General features: G+C 40.2%; 15 protein-coding genes and 1 pseudogene. 11 read left to right on the top strand and 5 right to left on the bottom strand.

Annotation, left to right across the window (positions count from 1 at the left end):
- The first annotated feature begins 88 nt into the window (after window positions 1–88).
- From B2W49_RS07530 to B2W49_RS07515, 4 genes are all read left to right on the top strand, one after another.
- Window positions 89–817 carry a HesA/MoeB/ThiF family protein gene (locus B2W49_RS07530; RefSeq protein WP_291338675.1) on the top strand — a complete coding sequence of 243 codons (729 nt, stop codon included), beginning with the start codon at window positions 89–91 and terminating at the stop codon, window positions 815–817.
- A 58-nt stretch (window positions 818–875) separates the two neighbouring features.
- Window positions 876–2,174, top strand: coding sequence for an ABC1 kinase family protein (locus B2W49_RS07525; protein ID WP_291338674.1), 1,299 nt, complete (start codon window positions 876–878; stop codon window positions 2,172–2,174).
- A gap of 152 nt (window positions 2,175–2,326) precedes the next feature.
- Window positions 2,327–2,707, top strand: a complete 381-nt coding sequence (gene folB / locus B2W49_RS07520; protein WP_291337896.1) for a dihydroneopterin aldolase — start codon at window positions 2,327–2,329, stop codon at window positions 2,705–2,707.
- Window positions 2,664–3,101 carry a 2-amino-4-hydroxy-6-hydroxymethyldihydropteridine diphosphokinase gene (locus B2W49_RS07515; RefSeq protein ID WP_291337894.1) on the top strand — a complete coding sequence of 146 codons (438 nt, stop codon included), beginning with the start codon at window positions 2,664–2,666 and terminating at the stop codon, window positions 3,099–3,101. Before folB ends, B2W49_RS07515 begins: the two co-directional genes overlap by 44 nt.
- 314 nt (window positions 3,102–3,415) lie before the next feature.
- Here B2W49_RS07515 and coq7 read toward each other — a convergent pair whose 3' ends face one another.
- Together coq7 and B2W49_RS07505 are read right to left on the bottom strand one after the other, a co-directional pair.
- The gene (coq7, locus tag B2W49_RS07510; RefSeq protein WP_291337892.1) at window positions 3,416–4,051 is read right to left on the bottom strand and encodes a 2-polyprenyl-3-methyl-6-methoxy-1,4-benzoquinone monooxygenase; all 636 of its coding nucleotides are present in this window, start codon (window positions 4,049–4,051) and stop codon (window positions 3,416–3,418) included.
- 4 nt (window positions 4,052–4,055) lie between these two features.
- Entirely contained in the window at window positions 4,056–5,375 is a 1,320-nt protein-coding gene (locus B2W49_RS07505; RefSeq protein ID WP_291337891.1) for an MFS transporter, read from the bottom strand.
- Between the two features lie 174 nt (window positions 5,376–5,549).
- On the opposite strand from B2W49_RS07505, the gene B2W49_RS07500 reads away from it, so the two are divergent.
- From B2W49_RS07500 to B2W49_RS07475, 6 genes are all read left to right on the top strand, one after another.
- Window positions 5,550–8,357, top strand: coding sequence for an autotransporter assembly complex protein TamA (locus B2W49_RS07500; RefSeq protein WP_291337889.1), 2,808 nt, complete (start codon window positions 5,550–5,552; stop codon window positions 8,355–8,357).
- Between the two features lie 21 nt (window positions 8,358–8,378).
- On the top strand, window positions 8,379–12,890 hold the full coding sequence (locus B2W49_RS07495) for a translocation/assembly module TamB domain-containing protein (protein ID WP_291337885.1): 4,512 nt from the start codon (window positions 8,379–8,381) through the stop codon (window positions 12,888–12,890).
- 115 nt (window positions 12,891–13,005) lie between these two features.
- Window positions 13,006–13,365, top strand: a complete 360-nt coding sequence (locus tag B2W49_RS07490) for a hypothetical protein (protein WP_291337883.1) — start codon at window positions 13,006–13,008, stop codon at window positions 13,363–13,365.
- A gap of 483 nt (window positions 13,366–13,848) precedes the next feature.
- A complete protein-coding gene (locus B2W49_RS07485; RefSeq protein ID WP_291337880.1) occupies window positions 13,849–14,118 on the top strand; it encodes a hypothetical protein in 270 nt (89 codons plus the stop codon).
- 296 nt (window positions 14,119–14,414) lie between these two features.
- The gene (locus B2W49_RS07480; RefSeq protein WP_291337878.1) at window positions 14,415–17,054 is read left to right on the top strand and encodes a bifunctional aconitate hydratase 2/2-methylisocitrate dehydratase; all 2,640 of its coding nucleotides are present in this window, start codon (window positions 14,415–14,417) and stop codon (window positions 17,052–17,054) included.
- Between the two features lie 383 nt (window positions 17,055–17,437).
- Entirely contained in the window at window positions 17,438–18,169 is a 732-nt protein-coding gene (locus B2W49_RS07475; RefSeq protein WP_291337876.1) for a hypothetical protein, read from the top strand.
- A 120-nt stretch (window positions 18,170–18,289) separates the two neighbouring features.
- Here B2W49_RS07475 and B2W49_RS07470 read toward each other — a convergent pair whose 3' ends face one another.
- On the bottom strand, window positions 18,290–19,447 hold the full coding sequence (locus B2W49_RS07470) for a hypothetical protein (protein ID WP_291337875.1): 1,158 nt from the start codon (window positions 19,445–19,447) through the stop codon (window positions 18,290–18,292).
- A gap of 371 nt (window positions 19,448–19,818) precedes the next feature.
- Between B2W49_RS07470 and pepN the strand changes: the two genes are divergently transcribed.
- On the top strand, window positions 19,819–22,428 hold the full coding sequence (gene pepN / locus B2W49_RS07465; protein WP_291337873.1) for an aminopeptidase N: 2,610 nt from the start codon (window positions 19,819–19,821) through the stop codon (window positions 22,426–22,428).
- 104 nt (window positions 22,429–22,532) lie between these two features.
- Here the strand turns inward: pepN and B2W49_RS07460 are convergent.
- Both B2W49_RS07460 and B2W49_RS07455 read right to left on the bottom strand, forming a co-directional pair.
- Window positions 22,533–22,953: pseudogene (locus B2W49_RS07460) on the bottom strand (transposase); the annotation flags it as partial.
- Window positions 22,954–23,321: 368 nt separating this feature from the next.
- On the bottom strand, window positions 23,322–25,289 hold the full coding sequence (locus B2W49_RS07455) for a BCCT family transporter (protein ID WP_291337871.1): 1,968 nt from the start codon (window positions 25,287–25,289) through the stop codon (window positions 23,322–23,324).
- Between the last annotated feature and the right edge of the window lie 190 nt (window positions 25,290–25,479).

The raw sequence follows: 25,479 nt of genomic DNA, 5'->3' as shown, positions 1-25,479 counted from the left end.
CCGTTATACTTGGCGTTTTGGTTTTGCAACATAGGGCATTTTCTTGGAAAGCATATTCGATACTCAGTTGGAATTGAGCGATGCAGAAATGCATCTATATAGCCGACAAATTTTATTGGATGGCTGGGATATTGAAGCACAAGAAAAATTAAAACTTGCCAATGTACTGATTGTGGGTTGTGGCGGGATTGGTTGTTTAAGTGCAGAATTACTAGCTCGTGCAGGCGTGGGTAAAATCACCCTAATTGATGCCGATATGATTGAAACTAGTAATTTACAACGACAAATTGCTTATACCCCCGCTGATTTAGGTTTTTATAAAGCTGAAATTCTTGCAAAACGATTAATGCAAATTAACCCTTATATCGAAATTGTTAGTTTAACCACGCTGTTAGATGCGCAAAATGCAGGCACTTTAATTGCCCAACAAGATCTGGTTTTAGATGGTTGCGATAATTTCAGTACCCGATATTTGGTCAATCAATATTGCCGACAATTAAATGTGCCTTTACTCAGTGCCTCTGCCATTGGTTTTCAAGGGCAAATGTTTATGGTTGAAGGGGACTCAGCATGTTATGAATGTCTGTTCCCGAAAGAACAACATGTCAATGAAAGTTTGCGCTGTACCGACAGTGGCGTATTGGCAACCACACCGAATGTTATGGCTACTTTACAAGCGCATCATGCCTTATTGTACTTGGGTTTAGGTAACACCGCGCTGAAACAAAAACTATTGCTTTGGGATGGTTTAAGCATGAAACAACGCTTATTGTCTTTTGATCAAGACCATAACTGTCCAGTTTGTCAGGCAAGATAGCCTTTTTACTTGGCAATTTTTTGATAAACTCACATTACTTTAATATGACTCAGACATGATGAAAAATAATATCTGGTTAGATGGTTTACGTTCAGTTGCTCGCATGGGTGAAACTGCCGTAGTGGCAGCTAAAGCAGGCATTAAATATGCCACTGAAAAGCCAAGTAATGCCAAACTCATGCGCGAAACATTTGAATCTTTAGGTTCAACCTACATTAAACTTGGGCAGTTTATTGCCAGTACACCGTCATTGTTCCCACGTGAATATGTCGAAGAATTCCAAGGTTGTTTAGATCAAACCCCAACTTTGCCGTTTAGCTATGTGCAACAGGTATTGGCATCTGAATTTGCAGGGCGCAATTTAGATGAAATATTTGCCTCAATAGATGAAAAACCTTTAGCTTCAGCATCCATTGCGCAGGTACATGCTGCAAAATTGGTGAGTGGCGAAGATGTGGTGATTAAAGTGCAAAAACCAGGTGTAGAAACCATTCTCTATACCGATTTAAATGTTTTGCACTGGGCAACCAAACTGCTTGAAAAAGCTGTGCCTAAAGTCAAATTTGCGTCCTTGGCCGATATTGTCGAAGAAATCAAAACCCGTATGGTGCGTGAAGTCGACTTTATTGAAGAAGCACGCAACCTAGATGATTTTATTAATTATCTGAATGTGACCCAAAACAAAAAAGCCACTGCACCTAAGGTCTTTCATCAATATTCCACCCGTCGCGTATTGACCATGCAGCGCTTGTATGGCGTACCTTTGACCGATTTTGACGTGGTGAAACAAGTGTCCAACGACCCATCGCAGGTGTTGATTACTGCTATGAACACATGGTTTGGTAGCTTGATGATGTGTAACAGTTTTCATGCCGATTTACACGCAGGTAACTTGATGTTGCTTGAAGATGGGCGTGTCGGATTTATTGATTTTGGTATTGTTGGACAGCTGAATCCCGAAGTGTGGACTGCATGTATGGCCTTTATGGATGCTCTGCAAAATACCAACTACACGCTTATGGCGGAAAATATGCTCAAAATGGGCATGACCGACAAGCAAATTGATACTCAGGTTTTAGCAGCAGATTTAGAGCGTTTATTTAGTGGCGTATTGCTGGCCGATCCTCAAGAATTGCTGACTTCTAACCCCGCCGATTTAAATGACATCATGCTCGATATGGTTGCTGTGGGTGAGCGTCACGGAATCCGTTTCCCACGTGACTTTGCTTTACTGTTCAAGCAAATGTTGTACTTTGACCGTTTTATGCGCGTTTTAGCACCTTATACCGATATTTATGCCGATCAACGATTGCAGATGGTACAAAGTATTGATCCGAATTTGTTGTTAAAGCATTAATTACCCATATTGGTCGAATCAAGCCTTCTGGTTGCATATTTTAAAGCCACTGATCTTTTGTTTTATAAGTTCTGCGTGGCTTTAAAATACGGCAAATATCCCTTTCAATAGAAGAGGATAGAAGGATTTCAAATGAAATATAGAGTGTGATCATGGACGCAATTATCATTGAAGGCTTAAAGGTAGAAACCGTCGTGGGCTGTTTTGCATGGGAGCGTCAGATTCAACAACCGCTTATGTTGGATTTGATCATTGCCACCAATTTGAGCCAAGCTGCAGCTTCAGATGAGCTGCAAGACACGCTCAATTATGCAGAAATTTGCAGCATTTCAACGCAGGTGATTCAGCACGCTGCTCCCAAATTGATTGAGCATGCCGCACAATTGGTCTTAGATGCACTTTTTACGACTTTTACCGCAATTGAATCCATTAGCATCACCATTCGAAAACCTGCCATTATTCCAGAAGCCAATTCTGTAGGAATTCGTCTTGAACGCCACCAAAACGATTTTTGCCCTCGCTCTGGCGAGTAACTGCGAAGCACCACGTCAGTTTAAAAATGCCTATCAGCAAATTGCTGCTTTGGGCGAAGTGGAGTTTTCACAGATTTACCTGATTCCATGTCGTGATGGGATTGGTGCAGACTATTGGAATTCTGCTTGTTTACTCAAAAGCCGTTTAAGCTTTGAGCAGCTAAATATCATCCTCAAGGAATTGGAAGTCGCAGCAGGGCGTGTGCGTCCATCGCACGATATTCCGTTAGATATAGATATTATTGCGTGGGGTGAAAATTTAGCTCAAATGCAAATCAATCCGAAAAAACTACCACTGGCTTTAGATGTGAAAATTCCGATGTGGGATATTTGGCAAGATGAGGCTTTTGTGCATTCTACGCATGATAATGCAATTGTGAGTTGTGAAGAGTAAATCAGTCAGTAAAAGTGATAGATGTGTAGTACACATCTTTAAATTTTGGCGGTGATACGTGATCTCGTTTCGGCTGACATCATCGTTTAATCTCTTGCTTATATTTTCGTATAAAAAACCATCAAAAACAATATTTTTCTGTATTTATTTGGCTTTGCACTTAAAAACTATCCACAAAATCTGCGGATAAATCTTGGGATAACTCAAAATTGGCTCTTTATCTGTTATGTCTTGATCGTTTTAATTGAGATGTTTTTCTATTTATTGGCATAAAAAACGCCCACAATCGTGAGCGTTTAAGTGTTTTCAATTCACTAAATATAATAACTGGTCTTGGTCATGAGTTTGGAAATTGCAGTCATGGTTAAGCGCACAGGCACTGGCAAATCTACACCACCTGCTTTGAGTGCCGTATCACGATGATGCAATTCATCTTCATTCATTTGCACTAGAATTTTACGTGAACGATCATCTTGTTCAGGTAACTGGCTAATATGATGTTCTAAATGCAGGCTGACTTGACGCTCAGTTTCCGCCACAAAGCCCAAGCTGTATTTATCGCCTGCAATACCTGCAATTGCACCCATCCCAAAAGATAAGCCGTACCATACAGGATTAAGTAAGCTGGTGTGGCTGTCTAACTCTTTTAGGCGGTCTTCGCACCATGCTAAATGGTCTTGTTCTTCAATTGCAGCCTGTTCCATTTCACGACGTACATTAGGCAGTTTCGCGGTTAAAGCCTGACCGTGATATAGGGCTTGTGCACAGACTTCACCACTATGGTTTACCCGCATTAAGCCGGCAACATGACGGGCTTCACTCACTGCTAATTTAGTTTCAACCGTATTGCCTGGGTTTTCGCGTTGAGCCGAAGTTGTGCCAGGCGCTAAACTACGCAAGGCTTGGTCAAATGAATGAATAAACTTGTCGATGCCTGTGTAATGACGCATGAAATTAATCCTCCAAAGAGTCCTGTGCAGTATCTAACATTGGCTTGAGTTTTAACAAGAGCCAAAAGGTGAAAACAGCACTTAAAACGGCAGTAATGCTAAATAAAATTTTTAAATCAATTTTTAAGATGCTTAAAATTAAAATCGAAAAAATGGCAGATGACACCATAAAAATGGCGTTGAGAATATTATTGGCAGCAACCACACGTGCGCGGTGCGAACGAGGGGAATAAGCTTGCATCATGGCATATAAGGGTACAATGTAAAAACCGCCGCTAATGCCTAGTAAAGTGACTGCGCACATGACATGATAATAGCTCCATCCTTGCTGAAAGACTTCGCTTAAGCCCAATAGTGAGCCCGTTTTTTCTGGTACAAAAGCCAATGCGCCCGCCAAATAAAAAGCAAAAATGGTTAAACCGACTGCACCAATAGGCACCATTTTAATATTGACCTCTGTACCGCCTATTTTACGGCAGAGCAAAGAACCTACACCAATGCCGACAGAAAATAGCGTCAGTAATAAACTTACTACATTTTCAGAGGCATGCAGATTTTGCTGAGTGAGCTGCGGAATTTGGGTTAAATAAGTTGCCCCATAAAACCAATACCATGAATTGCCCAATAAAATTAGAAAAATCATGGGTAAGCTTTTGGCATATTTTAAAGTCTGAAAACTGGTACGGAAAAAATTCCAGTCAATTTGAATGTCGGGTGCAGTAACGGGTTGCGTCAGTACAAAACGGCTTGAGGCATAACCAATCAGTGCAATAATCACTACAGTTAAGCTAATCCAGACTAAATTTCCTGCAGATACTGAAATCACTGCACCGCCTAAAATCATCCCCAATAAAATCGCAATAGATGTACCTGACTGGAAAATTGCATTACCGGACATCAGTTCATGCGGTTTTAGCGCTTCAGGCAAAATGGCATATTTAATAGGGCCAAAAAAGGTCGATTGTGCGCCCATTAAAAAAAGGGCGGTCAGCAACAACCACAAACTTCCTAACAGGAAACCTACAGTCGCAATCAGCATGATGATAATTTCCAGCAATTTGATGGCACGTACCAATTGGGCGCGTTCATACTTGTCTGCCAATTGTCCTGCGGTGGCAGAAAAAATGAAATAGGGCAAAATAAACAGCAAGGCTGCCAAATTGTTCAGGGTACTGACATTTGCAGATTGCTGACTAATCAAGCCATAGGTAAAGACCAAAAGCAGCGCTTGTTTATATACGTTATCGTTGAGTGCGCCAAAGAATTGAGTGAGAAACATCGGCAAAAAGCGACGACTCTTTAACAAATGTTCATTTTTTTCCATGCGTGATTAACTTCGTGTAGTTTTATTAAGAAATGTGACCGCTTGATATAATTGTACAGAAAATCATGTATGATGTTTCAAGTCTTTTCACTGATGAAAAATCAAATAAATTAGTGTTTATACGCGGGTTGATTGGGGTTTTTCTATAAAAATTAAATCAGTTTAGAGTTTTTTATGCTTGTAAATACAAACTTTAAAAAATCAGTACTGTGTTCCAGTATGCATGCAATTTTATGCTGGAATATGCCGAAAAAGCTCGGACTGAGTCTGTTTTTAGGTTTAGTTGCATCTTCAAGTTTTGCAGAAAGTCTTACGGTACCTAATTCAAACGCTCAGCTTGCTGAAAATCCTACACCGTTGCAGACTCCAACTGCAGAAGAAGCACAAAATTTAGCTACAGAAATTAAACAATTGGCAGCAGCACAAGGCAAAGACAGTGCCGAAGATCTGCAAAAAATTGAAGAAGCTTTAGAGCAAACACAAACGCCTGAATTTAATAGTCTAGAAATGCTGCAACAGCAACAACATGCAGGTGCATCTTTTGCTGAATTTCAGCCTATCGAATTTGAAGACTTAGAAGATTTACCCATTGCACCTGTAGATCAGGAGCTTGCTAATCAAATTTTTCAGGTAGCAGAACAAGCCAAACAAGAAGCGATGCTAGACCGCAATGGTCAAGTGCCTGAAACATTGGTGCAAGATGCGACACAGCAGGAGTTGCTACAAATTGATCAAGCGCCTGTAAATGTTGATCAGCTCATGACAAACATTCAGGCAGACAGCAATTTTGTAGTGGAAGCCAATCCTGCAGATACCTTAATGACTGAATTGGGTTGGATGACGCAGGATGAAAATGCCGATAAACCTGGTTTTTTTAGACGTTTACTTTACAAAGTCCGTCCACCGCGTGAGCTAAATACAGCCAAAGTGCCGCGCATCAGCGCTGATGTGGTGATTAGTGCAAACAGCGCTCAAAATGGAACACAAAACGCCATTGGGGAAGTTTCACCAGAAGCTTATCGAACAGCAGTAGATAATTTAAGTGCTAACATTAAGGCCAAACTTTCAAGTTTTACCCAGGAGTCTTTTGCAGATTTTCCATCGGCATTGCCACAACTGCGTACGTTGTCAAATCAGGCTGCGCAGGCGGTGGGTTTTTATAATGCCGAGTTTAAGTTTGAAAAACTCAACGATAGCCGCGTGCGAGTGCATGTTGTGCCAAATCCACCTGTGGCGATTAAACAGCAAAATATTGAATTTACAGGCGAAGGACAATACGAGGCACAATTTCAGGTCATTGGCGTATTGCCAGATCAAGAAGTAGATGATGTGTTTAATCATGGTTTGTATGAACAAACCAAAAAGCGTATTACCGATGCAGCTTCAGATAACGGTTATTTTGACAGTTACTGGCGTCTGCATGACGTTAAAGTTGCTCAACCTCAAAATACAGCCGATATCAATTTACGTTACGAAACGGGCGAGCGTTATAAACTCGGTAACGTCGAATTTCGTATGAGCGATCCAAACAAAGAATTCCCTTTGGATATGGATATTCTGCAAAGTATGGTCACTTGGCAGGACAATGCTGACTATACTTTTTGGCGTGTGAATGGTTTGGCCAATAATCTCACCAACTCGCGTTATTTTAACTACACCTTGGTGGATACAATTCGCCCTGATCCTGTAGAGCATCCTTTGGAATTGCCGCCTGATATTCAGGCTTTGGTCGATCATCAAAAACTCTCTATTTACGATGCCACAGTTGTCGATCAAAAACGCGTGGTGTCATCTCAGGAAGTGACACAATCTGTGGTGAGCGAAGCTGGGTTTGCGGGTACAGAAGAAGTTGCAAGCAACGATAAACTGCGTATGTTACAAGCACAGCAAGAAGATAAACAATCGGAAGAAGAACGCTTAAAACAACAGGCACGTATTGATAAAAAAATTCCTGTGATTGTGACTTTAAATGCAGACCGCTTAAATAGTGCCGAAGTCGGTGCGGGTTTTGGAACTGACACAGGCGTGCGTTTGCGTGGGCAATATCGCCGTGCCATTGTTAATAAACGCGGTCACTCTTTCGATGCCAACTTGGAGCTTTCACAAATTCGTCAAGCTATTGATGGACGCTATAACATTCCTTATAACCATCCACTGAATGATAATATTGCGTTGGTAGGTGGTTATGAGCGTGAAGAACGTGACGATGTCGCACAAGGTGGCGGCTTGATGATTGAATCTGCGGTTGCAGGTGTTGACCGTGTGATAAAAAAACCAATGGGCAGCTGGCAACATACTTTTGGTTTACGTTATCGACTAGATCGCTTGACTGAAGATGGCACTGTATTCTTTGGAAAAGTACCTGATGCCTTTATTGCCAATGGTGATGTCGAGCAACAATCGTTATTGCTTGGCTATGAAGTTTCACGCACTGACAGCAACCGTCGTGTCAACCCAAGCAAAGGTTTCCGCCAAATTTATAAAATAGAGCTGGGAAGTGAGTCACTGCTTAGTGATGCAGATTTAGCCATTCTGAATGCAGGTTGGCGTTTTATTTATTCATTGGGTGAAAATGACGACCATCAGTTTGTCGGGCGCAGTGACTTAGGTTATATCTATACCGAAGATTTTAATAAAGTGCCGTATAACTTGCGTTATTTTACCGGTGGAGATCAGTCTTTACGTGGCTTTGACTACAAGTCTTTAACACCACAAATTGAAGGCTTTAAAATTGGTGGTCAGGCTTTGGCAGTTGGTTCATTAGAATATAACTATCAATTTAAAGAGGGTTGGCGCGCAGCCGTATTTAGTGATTTTGGTAATGCTTACGATAAAGACTTTAGCAACGACACCGAATATAGCGTAGGTTTGGGGGTACGTTGGGCATCACCGATTGGTCCAATTCGGTTTGATGTGGCTTCTGGTATTTCAGATGACAATCATCCAATCCGTTTACATTTCTTTATTGGCTCTCAACTATAAATTTAAGACTTAGAGAACATTATGGCTGAAGTTGAACAGCAACCAGAAACCCCAGTAACGCCACCTAAAAAGCGTCGAATACTCAGGAGTGTTTTACTGTCACTGCTGTTGATGCTGGTTTTATTGGTGTCCGCATTGGTGGTGATGTTCTCAACAGACCGTGGCTCGAAGTTCTTATTAGACAGTGTTTTGCAGCGCCAAGAAATTATTCACTATGAATATGAAGGTGGTAATTTATGGCATGGGATTATTCTGCGCAATATTATCGTCAGTTTAAAACCTGTTGATGTCAAAATTGACCGTGCTGATGTCATTCTTGGTTGGCGTGCCATTTTAGATAAAGAAATCCATCTTAACCGTGCCGATGTGCGTAATCTGCGGATTTATCCGAAAGGCCCACCGAGTGATGATCCATTCAAATTCAATGAAATTCGCCTACCTTTTGTTTTGCGTTTAGATACTGCTGATGTCGATCATTTATTGATTCAAACCGCTTCTGGTACACAGGTCGATTTTTACGATATTCATTTAAATAATGCCTTGTGGTCGGGCACAGAGCTTAAATTTGAAGATTCTAATATTGATATGGAATATTTGAATGTACGCAATGCCACAGGCGATATGAAGTTTGAAGGTAAATATCCGCTTAATGTGGTGGGTGATTTAAATATTCCATCTTTACATACCAGCTTAAATATTCACGATATTAAAGTGGTCGGCAAAGGTACACTCGACACAATTCAGGCGGGTGTTGCAACAAATACGCCTGACTTACTTACAGGATGGGTGGTGTTGCACCCCATGCGCAAAGAAGTGCCAATGTTTGGTGAGTTACAATTTAAAGACTACCGTTGGCCTATTTTGACCGAGCAGGAACTTTTTACTAACGCGGGTGTCGCCAAATTTAAAGGCGATATTAAGCGTTTAAATATTGATGTGAATACGGATTTGAGTGGTAAACACATTCCTAAAGGTCAATATACAGGTTTGATGTATACCGATTTAGTTCATCAACTGAATATCAGTAATTTAAATGCACAACTCATGCAAGGTGCAGCTAATTTAGCGGGTATTGTCAGTTGGGATCAAAAAGTGAGTTGGGATTTAACGGGGCGTTTGGATAAAATTAATCCTAAAGATCCAATAATTCCTCAAGTGGTCAAAGACTTTTTACCGCCAAGTTTAGATGCCAATTTGACTTCTAAAGGTCATTTGGAAAAAGGTACGCATTTAACTGCACAAATTGATTTTGACCGATATGAAACATGGAACTTAAAACTAGACCAAAATCCTATACAGGGTAAAGCGGCGAATCCAATGTTGTTGGATGTGCGCTGGAATAATATTGACCGTGCAGTGCCGTATGTGGGTTGGCTAAAAAGTGAATCGGGTGATGTGAAATTGGCCTTAGTAGAAGGCCAGCAAGATATTTTTGTGGCGACTAAAGTCAGCACACATGAAAAAACTATGCTACCTGCAGGTATGTACCAAGCCAAACTGAATTTAAAGAATAATCGCTTAAATATTCCTAATTTTAAATTTGATACCGCAGATAGTCATTTGGCAGGCAGCGCCGTCATTGATTTACCAACTGATAAACGTCAGTTGAAATGGAATACAGTCTTGGCTGCGAAAAACTTTAATCCGCAAAGTATCAGCACCGCAGCACCTGTTAATGTGTTGAATGGGCAGTTTAAAGCCAATGGTTTTGCATTGCCAAATCAGCAAATTATTCATTTGAATGACATTAATTTAACAGGGCGTTTGGTCAATCAAAATGAAAACGTACATTTAACTGGGCAAAGCACCATCGCTTTATTGTTCCATGATGTCAAAGCAGGCGGTGGTTTTAAAAGTTTTGCTGTGAATTATGATGGTGGGTTAAATGCTAGTGCCATTCAAGGCAGTAAAGGACATTTAAAATTAAAGTTATCGGGTACGCCTGAACTAATTAAAATTAGCGACTTGAGACACAATGGTGTTGCAGGGCAAATTGTGGCGAATGGGTTGCTGCATTTGAATCAGGGGGTGAGTTGGAATTTAAACGCTTCTTTAATTCGCTTTAAGCCGCACTATTTTGTGTCCAGTGTCCGTGGTGAATTATCGGGCAATATTCGCACCCAGGGTATTTGGTCGGACACACAAAAACGGATCAACATTGAACGTCTGAATTTGGCAGGCATGCTCAATAATAAACCTGTACGTGGTACGGGTAATTTAGCCATGTTGATTGATGCCAATCAAAAAGGCTTTTTCCCACAACAGTTTGAAGCCAATAATCTATTTTTGTCTTATGCCAAAAATCAGTTACAAGCAACAGGAAATGCACAAAATCTGCGTATTAAAGTCAATGCGCCTGCTTTATACGAAATCTATTCAGGTTTGCGTGGACGTGCCTATGGCTATATCAATGTGCAGTCACAGCCACGCTTACAAGCCACTGCCAATATTGCTGTTGATCAGTTTAGTGTAAATAATATTTTCAGCGTGCGTAAATTACGCCTACAAGGTGAATTGCCAACCTCTGAAAATACGCCAACGCTGATGACGGCATCCATGGAAAATTTACGCAGTGGCAACCGTGGCATCGAGAAAGGGCAAATTTCTTTAGCAGGCACACGTCAGGCGCATATTTTAAAACTTGAAGCTGAAAATAAGTTGAGTAAGTTTTATGTGCAATTGGCAGGTGGTTTAAATGCACAAAATGATTGGATGGGACAAATTCAGAAAGGAGATTTTGACTCTTTAAGAACCCACTTGGCACAGCGCCAAAACGCAGCCGTGATTTATCAAAACAAAACCAGTGAGCTGTATGTTGGTGCGCACTGCTGGATGAGTCAGCAAAGCCAATTGTGTTTTGATCAGCCTATTCGCGTGAGTAAAACCAAAGCCAATGCATCATTTGTGACTCAAAACTTAGACTTAAATGACTTTTCTGCATTTATGCCTGAAGGTTTGGCGATTACAGGTAAGGTCAATGGTTATGCTAAAGCTGCATGGGCAAAAGGACAGAAACCGAAAATTGATGCGCATTTGGTAACGCGTGATGGCGTCATTGGACTTGCTGCGGACGATCCGCAAGACATAGGTTCTACCTTGCGCTATGAACAAGTGGCTGTGGTCGCAAAAAGCATTGCCGAAGGGCTGAAATTACGTGTAGATGTGAAAACGCCTGAAATTGGTACGGGTTATGCCAATGTACTAATTGATCCTTACGCTAAAAATATGCCAATCCGCGGTGAAATTGCCTTTGATCAGGTACAACTCAAAGTCTTTAAACCGTTTATTGCCGATGTGCGCTCAATGGCAGGCATTTTGTCTTTTGCAGGCAAAGTCAACGGGACTTTGACTTCACCATTGCTCACAGGTGAAATGCGCCTGAAAGATGGTGCGATCAGCATGATTTCTTTACCTGTAAATCTGACCAATGTGCAGCTTTATTCATCTATCCGCCAAGATCAGGCCAGTATTAATGGTGCGTTTAACAGCGGTGGTGGTGCCGGGCGTTTAACGGGCAGTGTAGATTGGAAGAATGAGCCACGTATTCAGTTAAATCTAAACGGTAAAGATTTATTGATTCGTCAAGCACCGCTGATTACTGCAATGATTACGCCAGATGTATCGTTAGATGTTTTACCTTTCCAGAAAAAACTGAATTTAAAAGGGCGTGTGGATGTACCTCGGGCTTTAATTTCTATGCCTGAAGTTTCTTCTCCTGTGGTCAACGTGTCCTCGGATGTGCGTGTTGTGCATGAGGGACAAGATCAACTGGCATTGTTGCGTTCCGCTCGTCCGTGGGATATTCGTGCCGACCTGGAACTGAATTTGGGTGATCGGGTCATTTTCCAAGGCTTTAATAGCCGTATTCCACTGATTGGACGTTTGTATTTATCTCAACGTGGTTTAGAAACTGCGATGCGTGCCAATGGTGCGATTGGGGTAAGTCAACGTGTGAAAATTGAAGCTTACGGACAAAGTCTGGATTTGAACCGTGCTATTGCGCGTTTTAATGGCCCAATTTCTAACCCAACTTTAGATATGGATGCCAATAAAAATGTACAAGGCAGTATGGTCGGCTTTAGGGTTACAGGCACAGCCAGTAGCCCGAACATTCAGGTCTATAACGATGCAGGCTTATCTGAACAAGAAGCATTAAATGCCTTGATTACAGGTCGTATTAATGAAGGTACCAGTGGTTTGAGTCAGACTGAAAGCTTTAAGTCAGATGTCAACAGTACCATTGCCGCGGCAGGTATTAGTATGGGTTTAGGTGGTACACGTGCTTTAACAAATCAAATTGGACGTACATTTGGTTTAAGTGGTTTGGCACTTGATGCTCAGGGTACAGGTGATGATACCCAAGTCAGTTTGACGGGTTATATTACCCCAGACTTGTTTATCCGTTACGGTGTAGGCGTTTTCACACCTGTCAATAAATTGACTTTGCGCTATCAAATGAATAAACGACTGTATTTGGAAGCGAGCCAAGCTTTAGAACGTGCTGTGGATATTTTCTATAACTGGCGCTTCTAAGGTCAACCTAACCTAAAAAATGCGTTCTATCCGAGCGCATTTTTTTAACTTGTGTATGGATAGTTTCGTATTTATGCCAACTTTTGATTATCATAAGCACAACAGGAGAGCTTCAATGAAAAAGATTTTGGTGATGACTGCAGTGCTTGCATTAATGGGCTGTGCAGAAAAGAAACCCTTAACACCTGAAGAACAATGGCAAGGCTATTGTCGAAGTGTTGGCAACGCTGCGCGTACCATTATGTTAGATCGTCAAAATGCGATTGAAAAAGAACGTGCCATTGAACATGCCAATAAAATTGAAGATGACATTACCCGTAATTTTATATTAGAGATTATTGCGCAAGTCTATGCATTACCAATTGAAGAAATTAATGCTGATGTTGATGCGGCACGTGAAAAAGTCCGTGCGCAATTTACTGAAAAATGTATCGCGACACCGCATGATAAAATGCCTGATTACAAACCGTTCTAAAGGAACGGTTTTTATGAATTAAAATGAGAGTCTGTTGCCATTTCATAAATGACTTGAGCTAGAGGCTAATACTGAGCAGATCAGGCATGGAACGAAAGGAATAGCGAGAGTATTGTGAAGTTTCATAACGTAATCTGAGAAAATTTTAGCCACATGAGCAAAAACAAAGTTGTGTTTTTTGCTGCGCAAAGAGGCGAGCATATTTTTTTCTATTGCGTTATGAGTCAGTCATTTAGGATGAATAAACTTCCTGTTTCATGTCTTATATTAGCTTAAAAATATGCGTAGTCGCATATATAGACGAAGTGTCAACAGACTCTAAAACATGCTTTAAAGTTTACTATCTTTTACTAAAAAATAGCCTAAGTAAATCAAGCGTCTAAAACTAAAATAAATTGTGACAAGTTCTAAATCTTAAAACTAGTAAAGCTTATCTTTTTCATTAATAATTAAAAAAGATAATAAAAATAGTAGGAGCGCATAATGGAAGTAGTTGCTTACCTGCATAATGCAGATTTGCTCTTAGAAGATGAACTAGGTGTCGCAGTGATTGGCGGCAGTCATTATGTTTTGAGTTTAGGTGATCGGGTGTATCTACTTCAGCAAATTGATACACCTACAAAGATATATCAAGTTCAAATTTCGTTGACAAGTGCAGAACATTGCATACTGCATGAAGATGAAATTCAACTCAAGTTTGAAGGTAGTCGTGAACAATTACAGCACTATCTTCAAGCCATAACAGTACACTAAGGTGGAATATCATTCATTCATTAGAACAGGCAACATGGGTGTTGCCTTTTTTACGAGTTAAACTTTAGGCGAAAAGTTAGTGTACATACAGACAAAGTTAAAATTAACTCGTGTTTTGCCTGTAAATTAAACAATATGCGCATCATTTAGTTATAAAATAATGGGCATCACAAAGAAACACTCTAGTTGCATTAACTTTTAACTGGAAGTTTAGTAAAATTTTGCAGTCCATATTGTTTGTGATGCTTTAAAAGCAGGAATTCACAAATAATTTTTTAAAAAAGAGGAATAACACCGTGCTAGAAGCTTACCGCCAACACGTTGAAGAACGTGCCGCACTCGGAGTCCCACCGAAGCCACTTGATGATGCTCAAACTGCTGCATTAGTTGAATTATTAAAAAATCCACCAGCAGGCGAAGAAGCTTACTTGGTTGATTTGCTTGAAAACCGTGTACCTGCAGGTGTTGACCAAGCGGCATACGTTAAAGCTGCTTTCTTAGCTGCTGTAGCAAAAGGTGAAGCAACCTCTCCACTCGTTTCTAAAGAGCGTGCTGTTTACTTACTAGGCACAATGCTTGGTGGTTATAACGTAGCACCTTTAGTAGAGCTTTTAGACAATGCTGAATTGGGTGGCTTAGCAGCTGAAGCATTGAAAAAAACTTTGCTTGTATTTGATGCGTTCCATGACGTTGCTGACAAAGCAAAAGCAGGTAACGAAAACGCGAAAGCAGTTTTACAATCTTGGGCTGATGCTGAGTGGTTCACATCGCGTCCAGATGTTCCTGAAGAAATCAAACTTACAGTGTTCAAAGTTACTGGCGAAACCAACACTGACGACTTGTCACCTGCACAAGACGCATGGAGCCGTCCAGACATTCCATTGCACGCAAATGCAATGTTGAAAAACGTACGTGATGGCATCAACCCAGAAGTTCCTGGTGAAGTTGGTCCATTAAGCCAAATCAAAGAATTGATCGCGAAAGGCAACCAAGTTGCTTACGTAGGTGACGTTGTAGGTACGGGTTCAAGTCGTAAGTCTGCAACTAACTCAGTACTTTGGTTCTTCGGTGACGAAATTCCACACATTCCAAACAAAAAAGAAGGTGGTTACTGCTTAGGCGGTAAAATTGCGCCAATCTTCTTCAACACAATGGAAGATGCTGGCGCGTTACCAGTAGAGATCGATGTTTCTAACATGAACATGGGCGATGAAATTACGCTTAAGATCGATCACGCCTCTGCTAAAGTAACAGCGTTCAAAGACGGCGCGCTAATCGCTGAATCTGAACTTAAAACTCCAGTGCTTTTAGACGAAGTACGTGCGGGCGGTCGTATTAACTTGATCGTTGGTCGTGGTTTGACTGCTAAAGCGCGTGAAGCTTTAGGTCTTGCACCATCTACATTGTTCCGTACTCCAGTTCAGCCTACTGACTCTGGTAAAGGCTTCACATTGGCTCAAAAAATGGTAGGTCGCGCTTGTGGTCTTCCAGAAGGTCAAGGTGTTCGTCCAGGTACTTACTGTGAACCTAAGATGACGACCGTTGGTTCTCAAGATACAACAGGTCCAATGACGCGTGACGAATTAAAAGATTTAGCTTGCTTAGGTTTCTCTGCAGACTTAGTGATGCAATCTTTCTGTCACACAGCTGCGTATCCAAAACCAGTTGACGTTCAAATGCAACACACGCTTCCTGACTTCATCATGAACCGTGGTGGTGTTTCTTTACGTCCAGGTGACGGTATTATCCACTCTTGGTTAAACCGTATGCTTCTTCCAGATACAGTTGGTACTGGTGGTGACTCGCATACTCGTTTCCCAATTGGTATTTCTTTCCCAGCGGGTTCTGGTCTTGTAGCGTTCGCTGCAGCAACTGGTGTTATGCCACTTGACATGCCAGAGTCTGTTCTTGTGAAGTTCAAAGGTAAAATGCAACCTGGTATCACTCTACGTGACCTAGTACATGCGATTCCTTACTACGCAATTAAAGAAGGTGACTTAACTGTAGAGAAGAAAGGTAAGAAAAACATCTTCTCTGGTCGTATCTTAGAAATCGACTTAACAGAAATGGAAACTGATTTAACTGTTGAGCAAGCATTTGAATTGTCTGATGCTTCTGCTGAGCGTTCAGCTGCTGGTTGTGCGATCACACTTTCTGAAGAGAAAGTTGCTGAATACCTTCGTTCAAACATCACCATGCTGAAGTGGATGATTTCTGAAGGTTATGGCGATGCGCGCACTATCGCTCGCCGTGTTGAGAACATGGAAAAATGGTTAGCGAACCCATCACTTCTTAAAGCTGATGCAGACGCTGAATACACTAAAGTGTATGAAATTGACCTTGCAGACATTAAAGAGCCAATCCTTTGCTGCCCGAACGACCCAGATGATGCAAAACTTCTTTCTGACGTTCAAGGTGACAAAATTGATGAAGTGTTCATCGGTTCTTGTATGACAAACATCGGTCACTTCCGTGCTGCTGGTAAGTTATTAGACAAAGTTCCTGGTGGTTCTTTATCTACTCGTCTATGGTTAGCGCCTCCAACTCGTATGGACGAGCGTCAACTTATGGAAGAAGGCTTCTACAACATTTATGGTAAAGCGGGTGCACGTACAGAAATGCCAGGTTGTTCATTATGTATGGGTAACCAAGCGCGTGTAGCACCGAACACAACTGTAGTATCTACTTCTACACGTAACTTCCCGAACCGTTTAGGTCAAGGTGCTAACGTATACTTAGCTTCTGCTGAGCTTGCATCTGTTGCTGCGGTACTTGGTAAGTTACCAACACCAGAAGAATACCAACAGTACGCTTCTCAAATCGACAGCATGTCTGCTGACATCTACAAATACTTGAACTTTGACCAGATGGAAAGCTATACAGACGCTGCTGCGAAAGTAGACACTAAGAAAATTGCTGCTGCTCAGTTGACCTAAGTCAGAAAAAGCAAAGCTGAATAAGCTTTGCTTTAACGCAAGAGCAAATTTATGATTTGCTTGAGTGTTGAGCAATAAGCAAGGTAAGGGCTGATAATTCAGCCCTTATTTTTTTTGTAAAATTACCACTCATCTTAAAATAATGAGATGTACCTCACAAAATATATAAATTTTGATATATAATTAAAGAATAAATATAATTTTTGGTAAAAAATCAATTAAATTAAACATTTATTTTTAATTTTTTAAAAAATTGTTTATTTTTTTAGTAACTTACTATAATAAAATAAGAAATTGTATGTTTTTTGAAATTTTTAGTTAACTTCTCATCTGTACGCAGCTTTTAAGATTTCAGATGCCAAAATATAAAACTGGGTTGTTTTATGAATTTAATAGAAACAGTTTTTGATTTTAAAGCGCTTTCAGTGCAGCAGCAATCGTACTTTTTTGAAAAAATTTATCAATTCGATCAAAAAGTCTTTCCAAATTCGAGTTTAGAAGAATTAAAAGCCTTTGTTTATGACCCTGATGCAATCACAGTCACGGTTATTCAATTTCATGACCGAGAGCAGTTAGTTGGGCAAAATATTATTCTTCTTATTCTGATTCATTATAATGAACAGACTATGTATGTCGTGAATTTACGTGCGAGTTTTTTGTCTGAATATCAAAAACAAAATTTAACGATTCTGAGTACAGTCAAAGCCATATTGAATCAACGCTTAAAAAATCCATTTATTCTAGTGTGGTTTGTGATTAGCATTAATCAACCGAAGATTTACTCTTTGTTTGCTTCGCGTTCTAAAAATTTTTACCCAAGGGTCGGGAAAATCATGCCTAAGGAATATCACGAAGTTTTACAACTTATGGCAGCACGTTATCCTGAAATTCAAAAGCGCAGTGAAGGCGTATATGTGCATGAAACTCATTCTCCAGCAAGAAGTTTTGAACAATTGACGCACTTAAGAATTCCACAGGATGTACATTGCAACTTCTTTTTGCAACACGCACCTGATTATTTTGATGGTTGGGGCATTATGTGTATTTGTAAATTAGACGGTAAAACTTTATCTGAAACGGCACTTAATTTGGCACTGAACCGTAAAGTGGATTAGGTGCTTCCCACATCGAAAAATTGTGAGTTACATATTTCTGTGTCTGTCATGTTAAATCTATGTAGTATTAGATGATGGGTTTGGGGAGTGATACAGAGTAATTATCGTTTCCATTAAAAATTATTGGGTGAAATAATGATCTTGATGTTTACAGTTGCGACAAAATAAGGACACATAATTTTCTGCATCATAATCGACAGTTAGTTCATCCGAACCGCAGTGCATACAGCGTTTGAGTGAATAAAATTTAAGTCGTGCTTCAATTTTTCGCCAAGAACGCCACACAGGTTGAAAGAAAATCCGTTCGTCATAACCCAAAAAGTGGAAGAATAAAATTTCGCTCATATAGCTGAAAGGCAAATTCGGCGGGCGTGGAAGGGTAGTGGTTTCCCATTTTTCAGCCACTGACCGTTCTCGGTATTGCTGCACAGTCTTTTTCAGTAAATTGGTATTAATAAAGTTTTCATTGCGTGGTTTGAGTGCTTTTTGTTGGTATAAATATTCCAAAGCTGTTTGCACTAAGTAATAAATTTGCCCAACCGCTAAGACATCTAAAAGTTGGTAGCAAAAGTTCTGAAAACTATGGTTGCCCGCAATTTGTATGCCCCAAGTCCGACAATAAAATTGCATAAACTGCACAATTTCTTGATATAGCAATAAATACAGCGCATCTTTGACTTCATCTGCCGTTTTGAACGGTGTACCCATGCTTAGATTTTCATAAAACCAATAGCGTAATTGTTGTGTTATGCTGAATAAACTCGGTTCAGAATAACCATCTAAACGGACATTGATGTAATATTGCTGGGCATTTTCGGCAAAATCTTTGGCAATTAATATGTGCTCTTTTAGCAAATGTTTGATCATACCGTGCTGAAAAAAATAGTTGGGGGTAATATTCAAATACTTGATTTTTTCCCAATCTATAAATTCTTCATGTGGAATATGTTCCTGTGCATGCTGATCTAAGATACTCAATAAAAATAATTTATCTATAAAACGCAGCTGATTTAATTCACGTTCAGGTGCATCCTGTTTTTTTAATTTTTGTTGTTCTTGCAAGCGGGTTTCCGCCATGATTTTTTTGCGTTGTTGGGTGCAGCTTGCGCAATGACAGTTTTGTTGTTGGCTATTTTGAAAGATGCGATGTTCACAATGGCTACATTGGTGAAAATTTAATTCCTGCTCATATTGTTCTGCTTCTACCCAATACATAGATGCCTGACACAAAGGGCATAATGTGCTTTCATCTAATTGTTTTTGCAGAATTTGTAGCATTGTGAAATAGAAGCTCAAGTAAATGGTGATATGGCATTATACATGGCTTGTGTACTGAAAAGTGGAAGCTTCTGTGCTTTTGATCATTATCAAAATTAGCATGTGTTGGTCGTATTTGAAGAGAAATTGCATTTCAAAATAATAAATTTACAGGCAATAGAAATATAGGTATTGATTTATATCGTCTGCTTTTATGTTACTTGTACAGGATTAGTCCAGATAGGATTGAAAAGCTTGGGTTGAGCGCCCATATAAATCAGCGTTGTTGAACAAGACTGAAATAGATTGTGCGCAGACAGATGCTGAAAGTTGTCGTATGATGATCGTAGCTTCACAAAAACAAGCGCATCGCCACAAAGAATGAGGACAAGATGAATATTGCAGCAAATCCTATGGTTGAAGCCAACCAAACTATCTATTTAAAAGACTATAAAAAGCCTTCATTCTTGGTAGATGCTGTAGAGCTAGATATTCAAGTCTATGCGGATTACACCCAAGTGGGTGCAACATTGAAAATGCAACGTCAGACAGCAGGCGATTTGATATTATTTGGGCGTGATTTAGAAGTAAAATCCATTATTTTGAATGGTAACGAATTATCGGAAATTGACTATCAATTAGATAGTGAACAGCTCCGCATTGCAAATGCACCCGATCAAGTCACTTTAGAAACCATCGTGATCATTCATCCTGAAAGTAATACGCAACTCGAAGGCTTATATCAGGCAAGTTCTGATTTATTTGTTACTCAAAATGAGCCTGAAGGTTTCCGTAAAATTACCTTCTATCCTGACCGCCCTGACGTATTATCTGTATTTACCACACGTGTCGAAGCTGATAAAAAATATCCTGTGTTGTTGGCGAACGGTAATTTGTTAGAAACAGGTGAAGCAGGTGAAGGTCGTCATTATGCGATTTGGAAAGACCCGACCAAAAAGCCAAGCTATTTATTTGCCTGTGTGATTGGCGATTTAGCAGTCATGAAAGACCACTATGTGACATCTGAAGGACGTAATGTTGCACTGGAAATTTATGCAGAAGAAAAAGACATTCCAAAATGCAAAATTGCCATGCAAGCGTTAAAACATTCTATGCGTTGGGATGAAGAACATTATGGTCTGCCGTATGACTTAGATAATTATATGATTGTGGCGACCAGTGCCTTCAATATGGGCGCAATGGAAAATAAAGGTCTGAATATTTTCAATACGTCATGTGTATTGGCTGATGAAGAATACACCACCGATGCTGCGATTATGCGTGTACAGTCCGTGATTGCGCATGAATATTTTCATAACTGGACAGGTAATCGTATAACTTGCCGCGATTGGTTCCAGTTATGTTTAAAAGAAGGTTTAACGGTATTCCGTGACCAATCTTTCTCTGAAGATTTACAGTCTGCTGCTGTACAGCGTATTGATGATGTGGCGGTGCTCAAAGCACATCAATTCCCTGAAGATTCTGGTCCGTTATCGCACCCACCACGTCCAGATCATTTTGTAGAAATTAATAACTTTTATACCGCAACAGTCTATGAAAAAGGTGCGGAAATTAACCGCATGATGTCGACTTTACTTGGTAAAGAAAAATTCCGTAAAGGCAGTGATGAATATTTCCGTCGTCATGATGGACAAGCAGTTACGGTAGAAGATTGGGTCAATGCTTTAAGCGCAGGTTCAGGTGTCGATTTATCTAATTTCCTGACTTGGTACAATCAACCTGGTACACCAAAACTTGAAGTGCAGGGCGAATACGATGCGACTACACAGGTTTATCGCTTAAATTTAAAACAAAGCCTGAAAAGTAATGCCAAATATCCAAACTTAAAAGCATTGCCTATTCCTGTTGCACTGGCATTGTTCAATGCTGAAACAGGCGAGCAATATATCTTGCAGTCTGAAGCTTTGGTTGAAAATTCAGTGAAAGATGGCGTGTATTTGTTTGATCAGGCGCAAGCAAGTATTGAATTTAGTGGTGTAACAGCGCATCCCGTTGTTTCTTTATTACGTAATTTTTCTGCACCTGTGAATTTAGAATTTAACTATTCTAATGATGAATTGGCATTTTTGATGCAGCATGAAACCAATGGCTTTAACCAGTGGCAGGCGACTCAGACGCTATTGGAACGTATTTTATTGGAAGAACATGCGGCAGATACTTATTTGCAAGCTATGAAAAATACAGTACCTGCTTTAATTGAAAAAGATCCTTTGTTGGCATCGCGTATTTTTGATGTACCTTCTGAAAGCTATTTGGGCAGCCGCATAGATCAAAATTATCAACCTGAAAAAATTCAGCAACAACGCAATGCATTGTTAGATACATTAGCGCGGGAACTTGGTGCATTCTGTAAAGAAACCTTTTTAAGTCTTGACCCAGACATGCAGCAAGATTTCTCTCAGGCGATGGGTGTTCGTGCGTTAAAAAATATCATGTTGGCATTAATTGCGCGTCAGGGCGATGCCGAAGCGTTTGAGCTGGCACAGCAGCAATATCAAACAACTCGAAATATGTCTGAGCGTTTAGGGGCATTGCGTGTCTTGGTATGGAATGATGCACCGCAAGCCAAAGCTGCTTTGGAAGATTTTTATACACGTTTTAAAGATGAAGCTTTAGCACTTGATCAATGGTTTATGGTGCAAGCTTCACATCCAAAAGCGACAGCTGAAAGCATTCAAGCTTTAACTGCGCATCCTGATTATGATTTGGGTACACCTAACCGTATTCGTTCAGTCAGTGGTGGTTTAAATAGCAACCCTGTGAATACATGGAGTTTCGGTGTTCAGCATTTTATTGACTTAGCCAAGTATTTAGACGAGAAAAACCCAATTGTCGGTGCACGTTTATTACAAGTGTTGTCACGTTGGTACACTTTGGCAGAGCCACAGCGTAGTCAAGTACGAGCTGCATTGGTTGGGTTGCAGTCAGTGGTAAAATCCAAGAATGTGGTTGAGACCTTAAATTCGATGTTGGATGTTTAATTGATATTGTATTTGTTTAGCTTGGATTGATGTAAAAGCATCAGTCTATAAAAGCACAATTCATTTAAGTTGTATAAGAAAAGCCTGCAAGAGCGCAATGCTGTTCACTTAAGAGGAGCAGCATTTCGATCTACTGGATAACGGGTTTTTGACATCTTAACCGTTTGGGGTGTTGTAGGCCTCGAACACCTTTCCAGAAACAGGCTACTTATCTCTGATCTCAGCTCCGATAGCCGCCTGCCAGTTCTTGATAATGGGTTGGCATTCGCCATCACAATCAGCTGAACGGCTATGTACTGGCATACAGGCTTGAAACGGATATTCGAAGCTGAACGTCCAAAGGCCACCGCTGCAAATGCCGCTTCTCGCCGGATAATATTGTAGGTCAGTAACAGACCCCCACAACTCTTGATAATCCAGCTCTACTGTCATGCTGTGAAGCGTGATGGCATTATGCTGCATCGAGCTTTTAATATCCCGAAAACCTAATTCGATTTCCCAGCGTTCTTGATAGAGTCTAGCCAAATATTTAGTCTTCTTGCCACTTCATGGACAGGCTCATCACGAAAAATCGCCATTCCGAGAACCAGTCAGAGGATCTGATCTGCGGGCAAGCGTCGCCTGCGGATAGTAGCCGAACTGCTCAATTGAAGTGCAGATTCAACCCACTCAAGGGGGGGATGTTGTGAGTAAATGTATTCAGATCCGAGAAGTTAAACAGACCGTTGAGGTCGAGAAGATCCTGCTGAAACACCATAAAAAATCCGATGCCAAACCTGACATCGAATCCTCTAACAAACTCCGCCACGCTTCAAATGCTTAAGTGAACAGCATTGCTGCAAGAGCGGGCTTTTCTTATTTTGAATGCTCAAACAATGAAAAAGAATCACTGTTTAGTTGCGCACTACGTTTAAGAAATATAAATGTCGTTCATATTGTTCCAGAATATCTTGAAGTAAGTCTTCTTGCGTCCACTCCATCACATTGTAGTTTTTACCACCTTCACGTAAGAACACTTCAGCAATATAGAATTGTTGATTTTCTTCATGTTGATCCTGCAGCATGAAACTTGGTGCACGAGTGGTATTGGCAACCACCTGATAAATAAAATTAATTTCATCGTGATGATTGACCTTGAGTAATAAGCCATGATCGACCTCTATAATAGATACATCTAGCTGACGGCGCTGAAATTCCCGTTGTAAATTTTGAAATGCTTGGCGCACATTGTGTTTAATATATGCTTTAACCTCAGACTCGCTATGCGGATAATGCATAATTAAACTTAAACGCTGTTGCCAGCTTCTTGGATTATGTATGGCGCGAGGCGTAATTCGAGCACTTTGTAATGCTTGAACTTTGGTCACATCTAAACATAAAGCTTTAATAAGCCCAAAGCACAACAACAGCATAATAAACGTGAATGGTAGGGCACTCATAATGACCGCAGATTGTAATGCTTCCAAACCGCCAGCGATCAATAAAATAATAGAAAGTACAGCAATGGTTGCAGTCCAAAATAGACGTTGCCATGCAGGTGAATATTCTGTTTTTGCTGTTAAATAATCAGTGATTAAAGACCCAGAATCAGCAGAAGTCACAAAGAATAGAAAAACTAAAATTGTAGCAAGTAGGCTTGAAATACCTGAAAGTGGCAAGTGCTTTAAAAACTCGAATAAAGCCACAGAGGAGTCTTTTTCTACCGCAGCCACCAAACTGTCTTGGTTTTCGAATAGAATGCTGAATAGCGCAGCATTTCCCATAAACCCCATCCAAACCAATGTGAACCCAGTTGGAATAAGCAATACGCCAACAATAAACTCACGGATGGTACGTCCGCGAGAAACACGGGCAATAAACATTCCTACAAAAGGCGACCAAGAAATCCACCACGCCCAATACATGATGGTCCAACCGCCAATCCAACCTGTTGGTTGATAAGCATAAAGATTGAAGGTCATTGCAAATAAATTAGAAACATATTGGCCAATATTTTGGATGGTGGTTTGCAAAACATAGATGCTAGAACTAGCGAAAAATACAAATGTGAGTAGGATTACCGCCAAAATAATATTCAGTTCTGATAGCCGTTTAATGCCTTTATCCAGTCCAAGAAAAACTGAAAATGATGCAAGTGCACTGACTAAAACAATTAAAATAATTTGGGTTTGAATGCTATTTTCTAGACCAAATAAATAGTTGAGTCCTGAGCTAATTTGAGTAACACCAAAGCCTAAAGTGGTTGCAATACCAAAGATTGTTCCTATGGTTGCAAAAGTATCAATCCCATCGCCAATTGGGCCATAAATTCGCTTACCAATAATTGGATATAAACCTGAGCGTACTTTTAAAGGCAAGTGATGTCTAAAAGAAAAATAAGCAAGACTTAAACCAACTAAAGCGTAAATAGCCCATGCATGTAAACCCCAGTGGAAAAAGGTGATGCGCATAGATTGCTGTGCAGATTGAATTGTTTCAGGAGTACCAGTGGGAGGACTGACATAGTGCATGACAGGCTCAGCCACACCAAAAAACATTAACCCAATCCCCATACCTGCAGTAAACAACATAGCAAACCATGAGCTATTTTTGTATTCGGGTTCACTATGGTCTGGGCCTAATTTAATACGGCCCATTTTAGATAAGGCAATACAGGTGAGCGCAATTAGAAAAATGGCAACCGCAATTACATAGAACCAGCTAAAAGAGGCAGTAATCCATTGGTTTAATTGTTTGGTAAGTAAGTTGAACGCATCTGGAATAAATATAACGAGAGCTAAAAAAACTGCAATAATAATCACGGTACTAAAAAATACATTTGGATTGACGTTATCAAACCAAGATGTTTTTTTGGAAGGCATAATTCCCCCGTATTTTGTAGTTGTTTAAATTAAAAGAAAAAATGAAACATTTCATGCAGAGTGACAAAAGGTCGGAAATTCATCCGAAGCTGATTGTTCTTGATGCTGATTTATCGGAAGAACAACTATTTTAGAATTGTATCATTGAATTTATCATTGAGTAAAATCTATCATTCGTGGGATTAATCAG

Source organism: Acinetobacter sp. UBA801 (assembly GCA_002296655.1).
Classification (GTDB): domain Bacteria; phylum Pseudomonadota; class Gammaproteobacteria; order Pseudomonadales; family Moraxellaceae; genus Acinetobacter.
The sequence above is the reverse complement of the archived record's forward strand: the minus strand, read 5'-3'. Positions and strand labels throughout refer to the sequence as shown.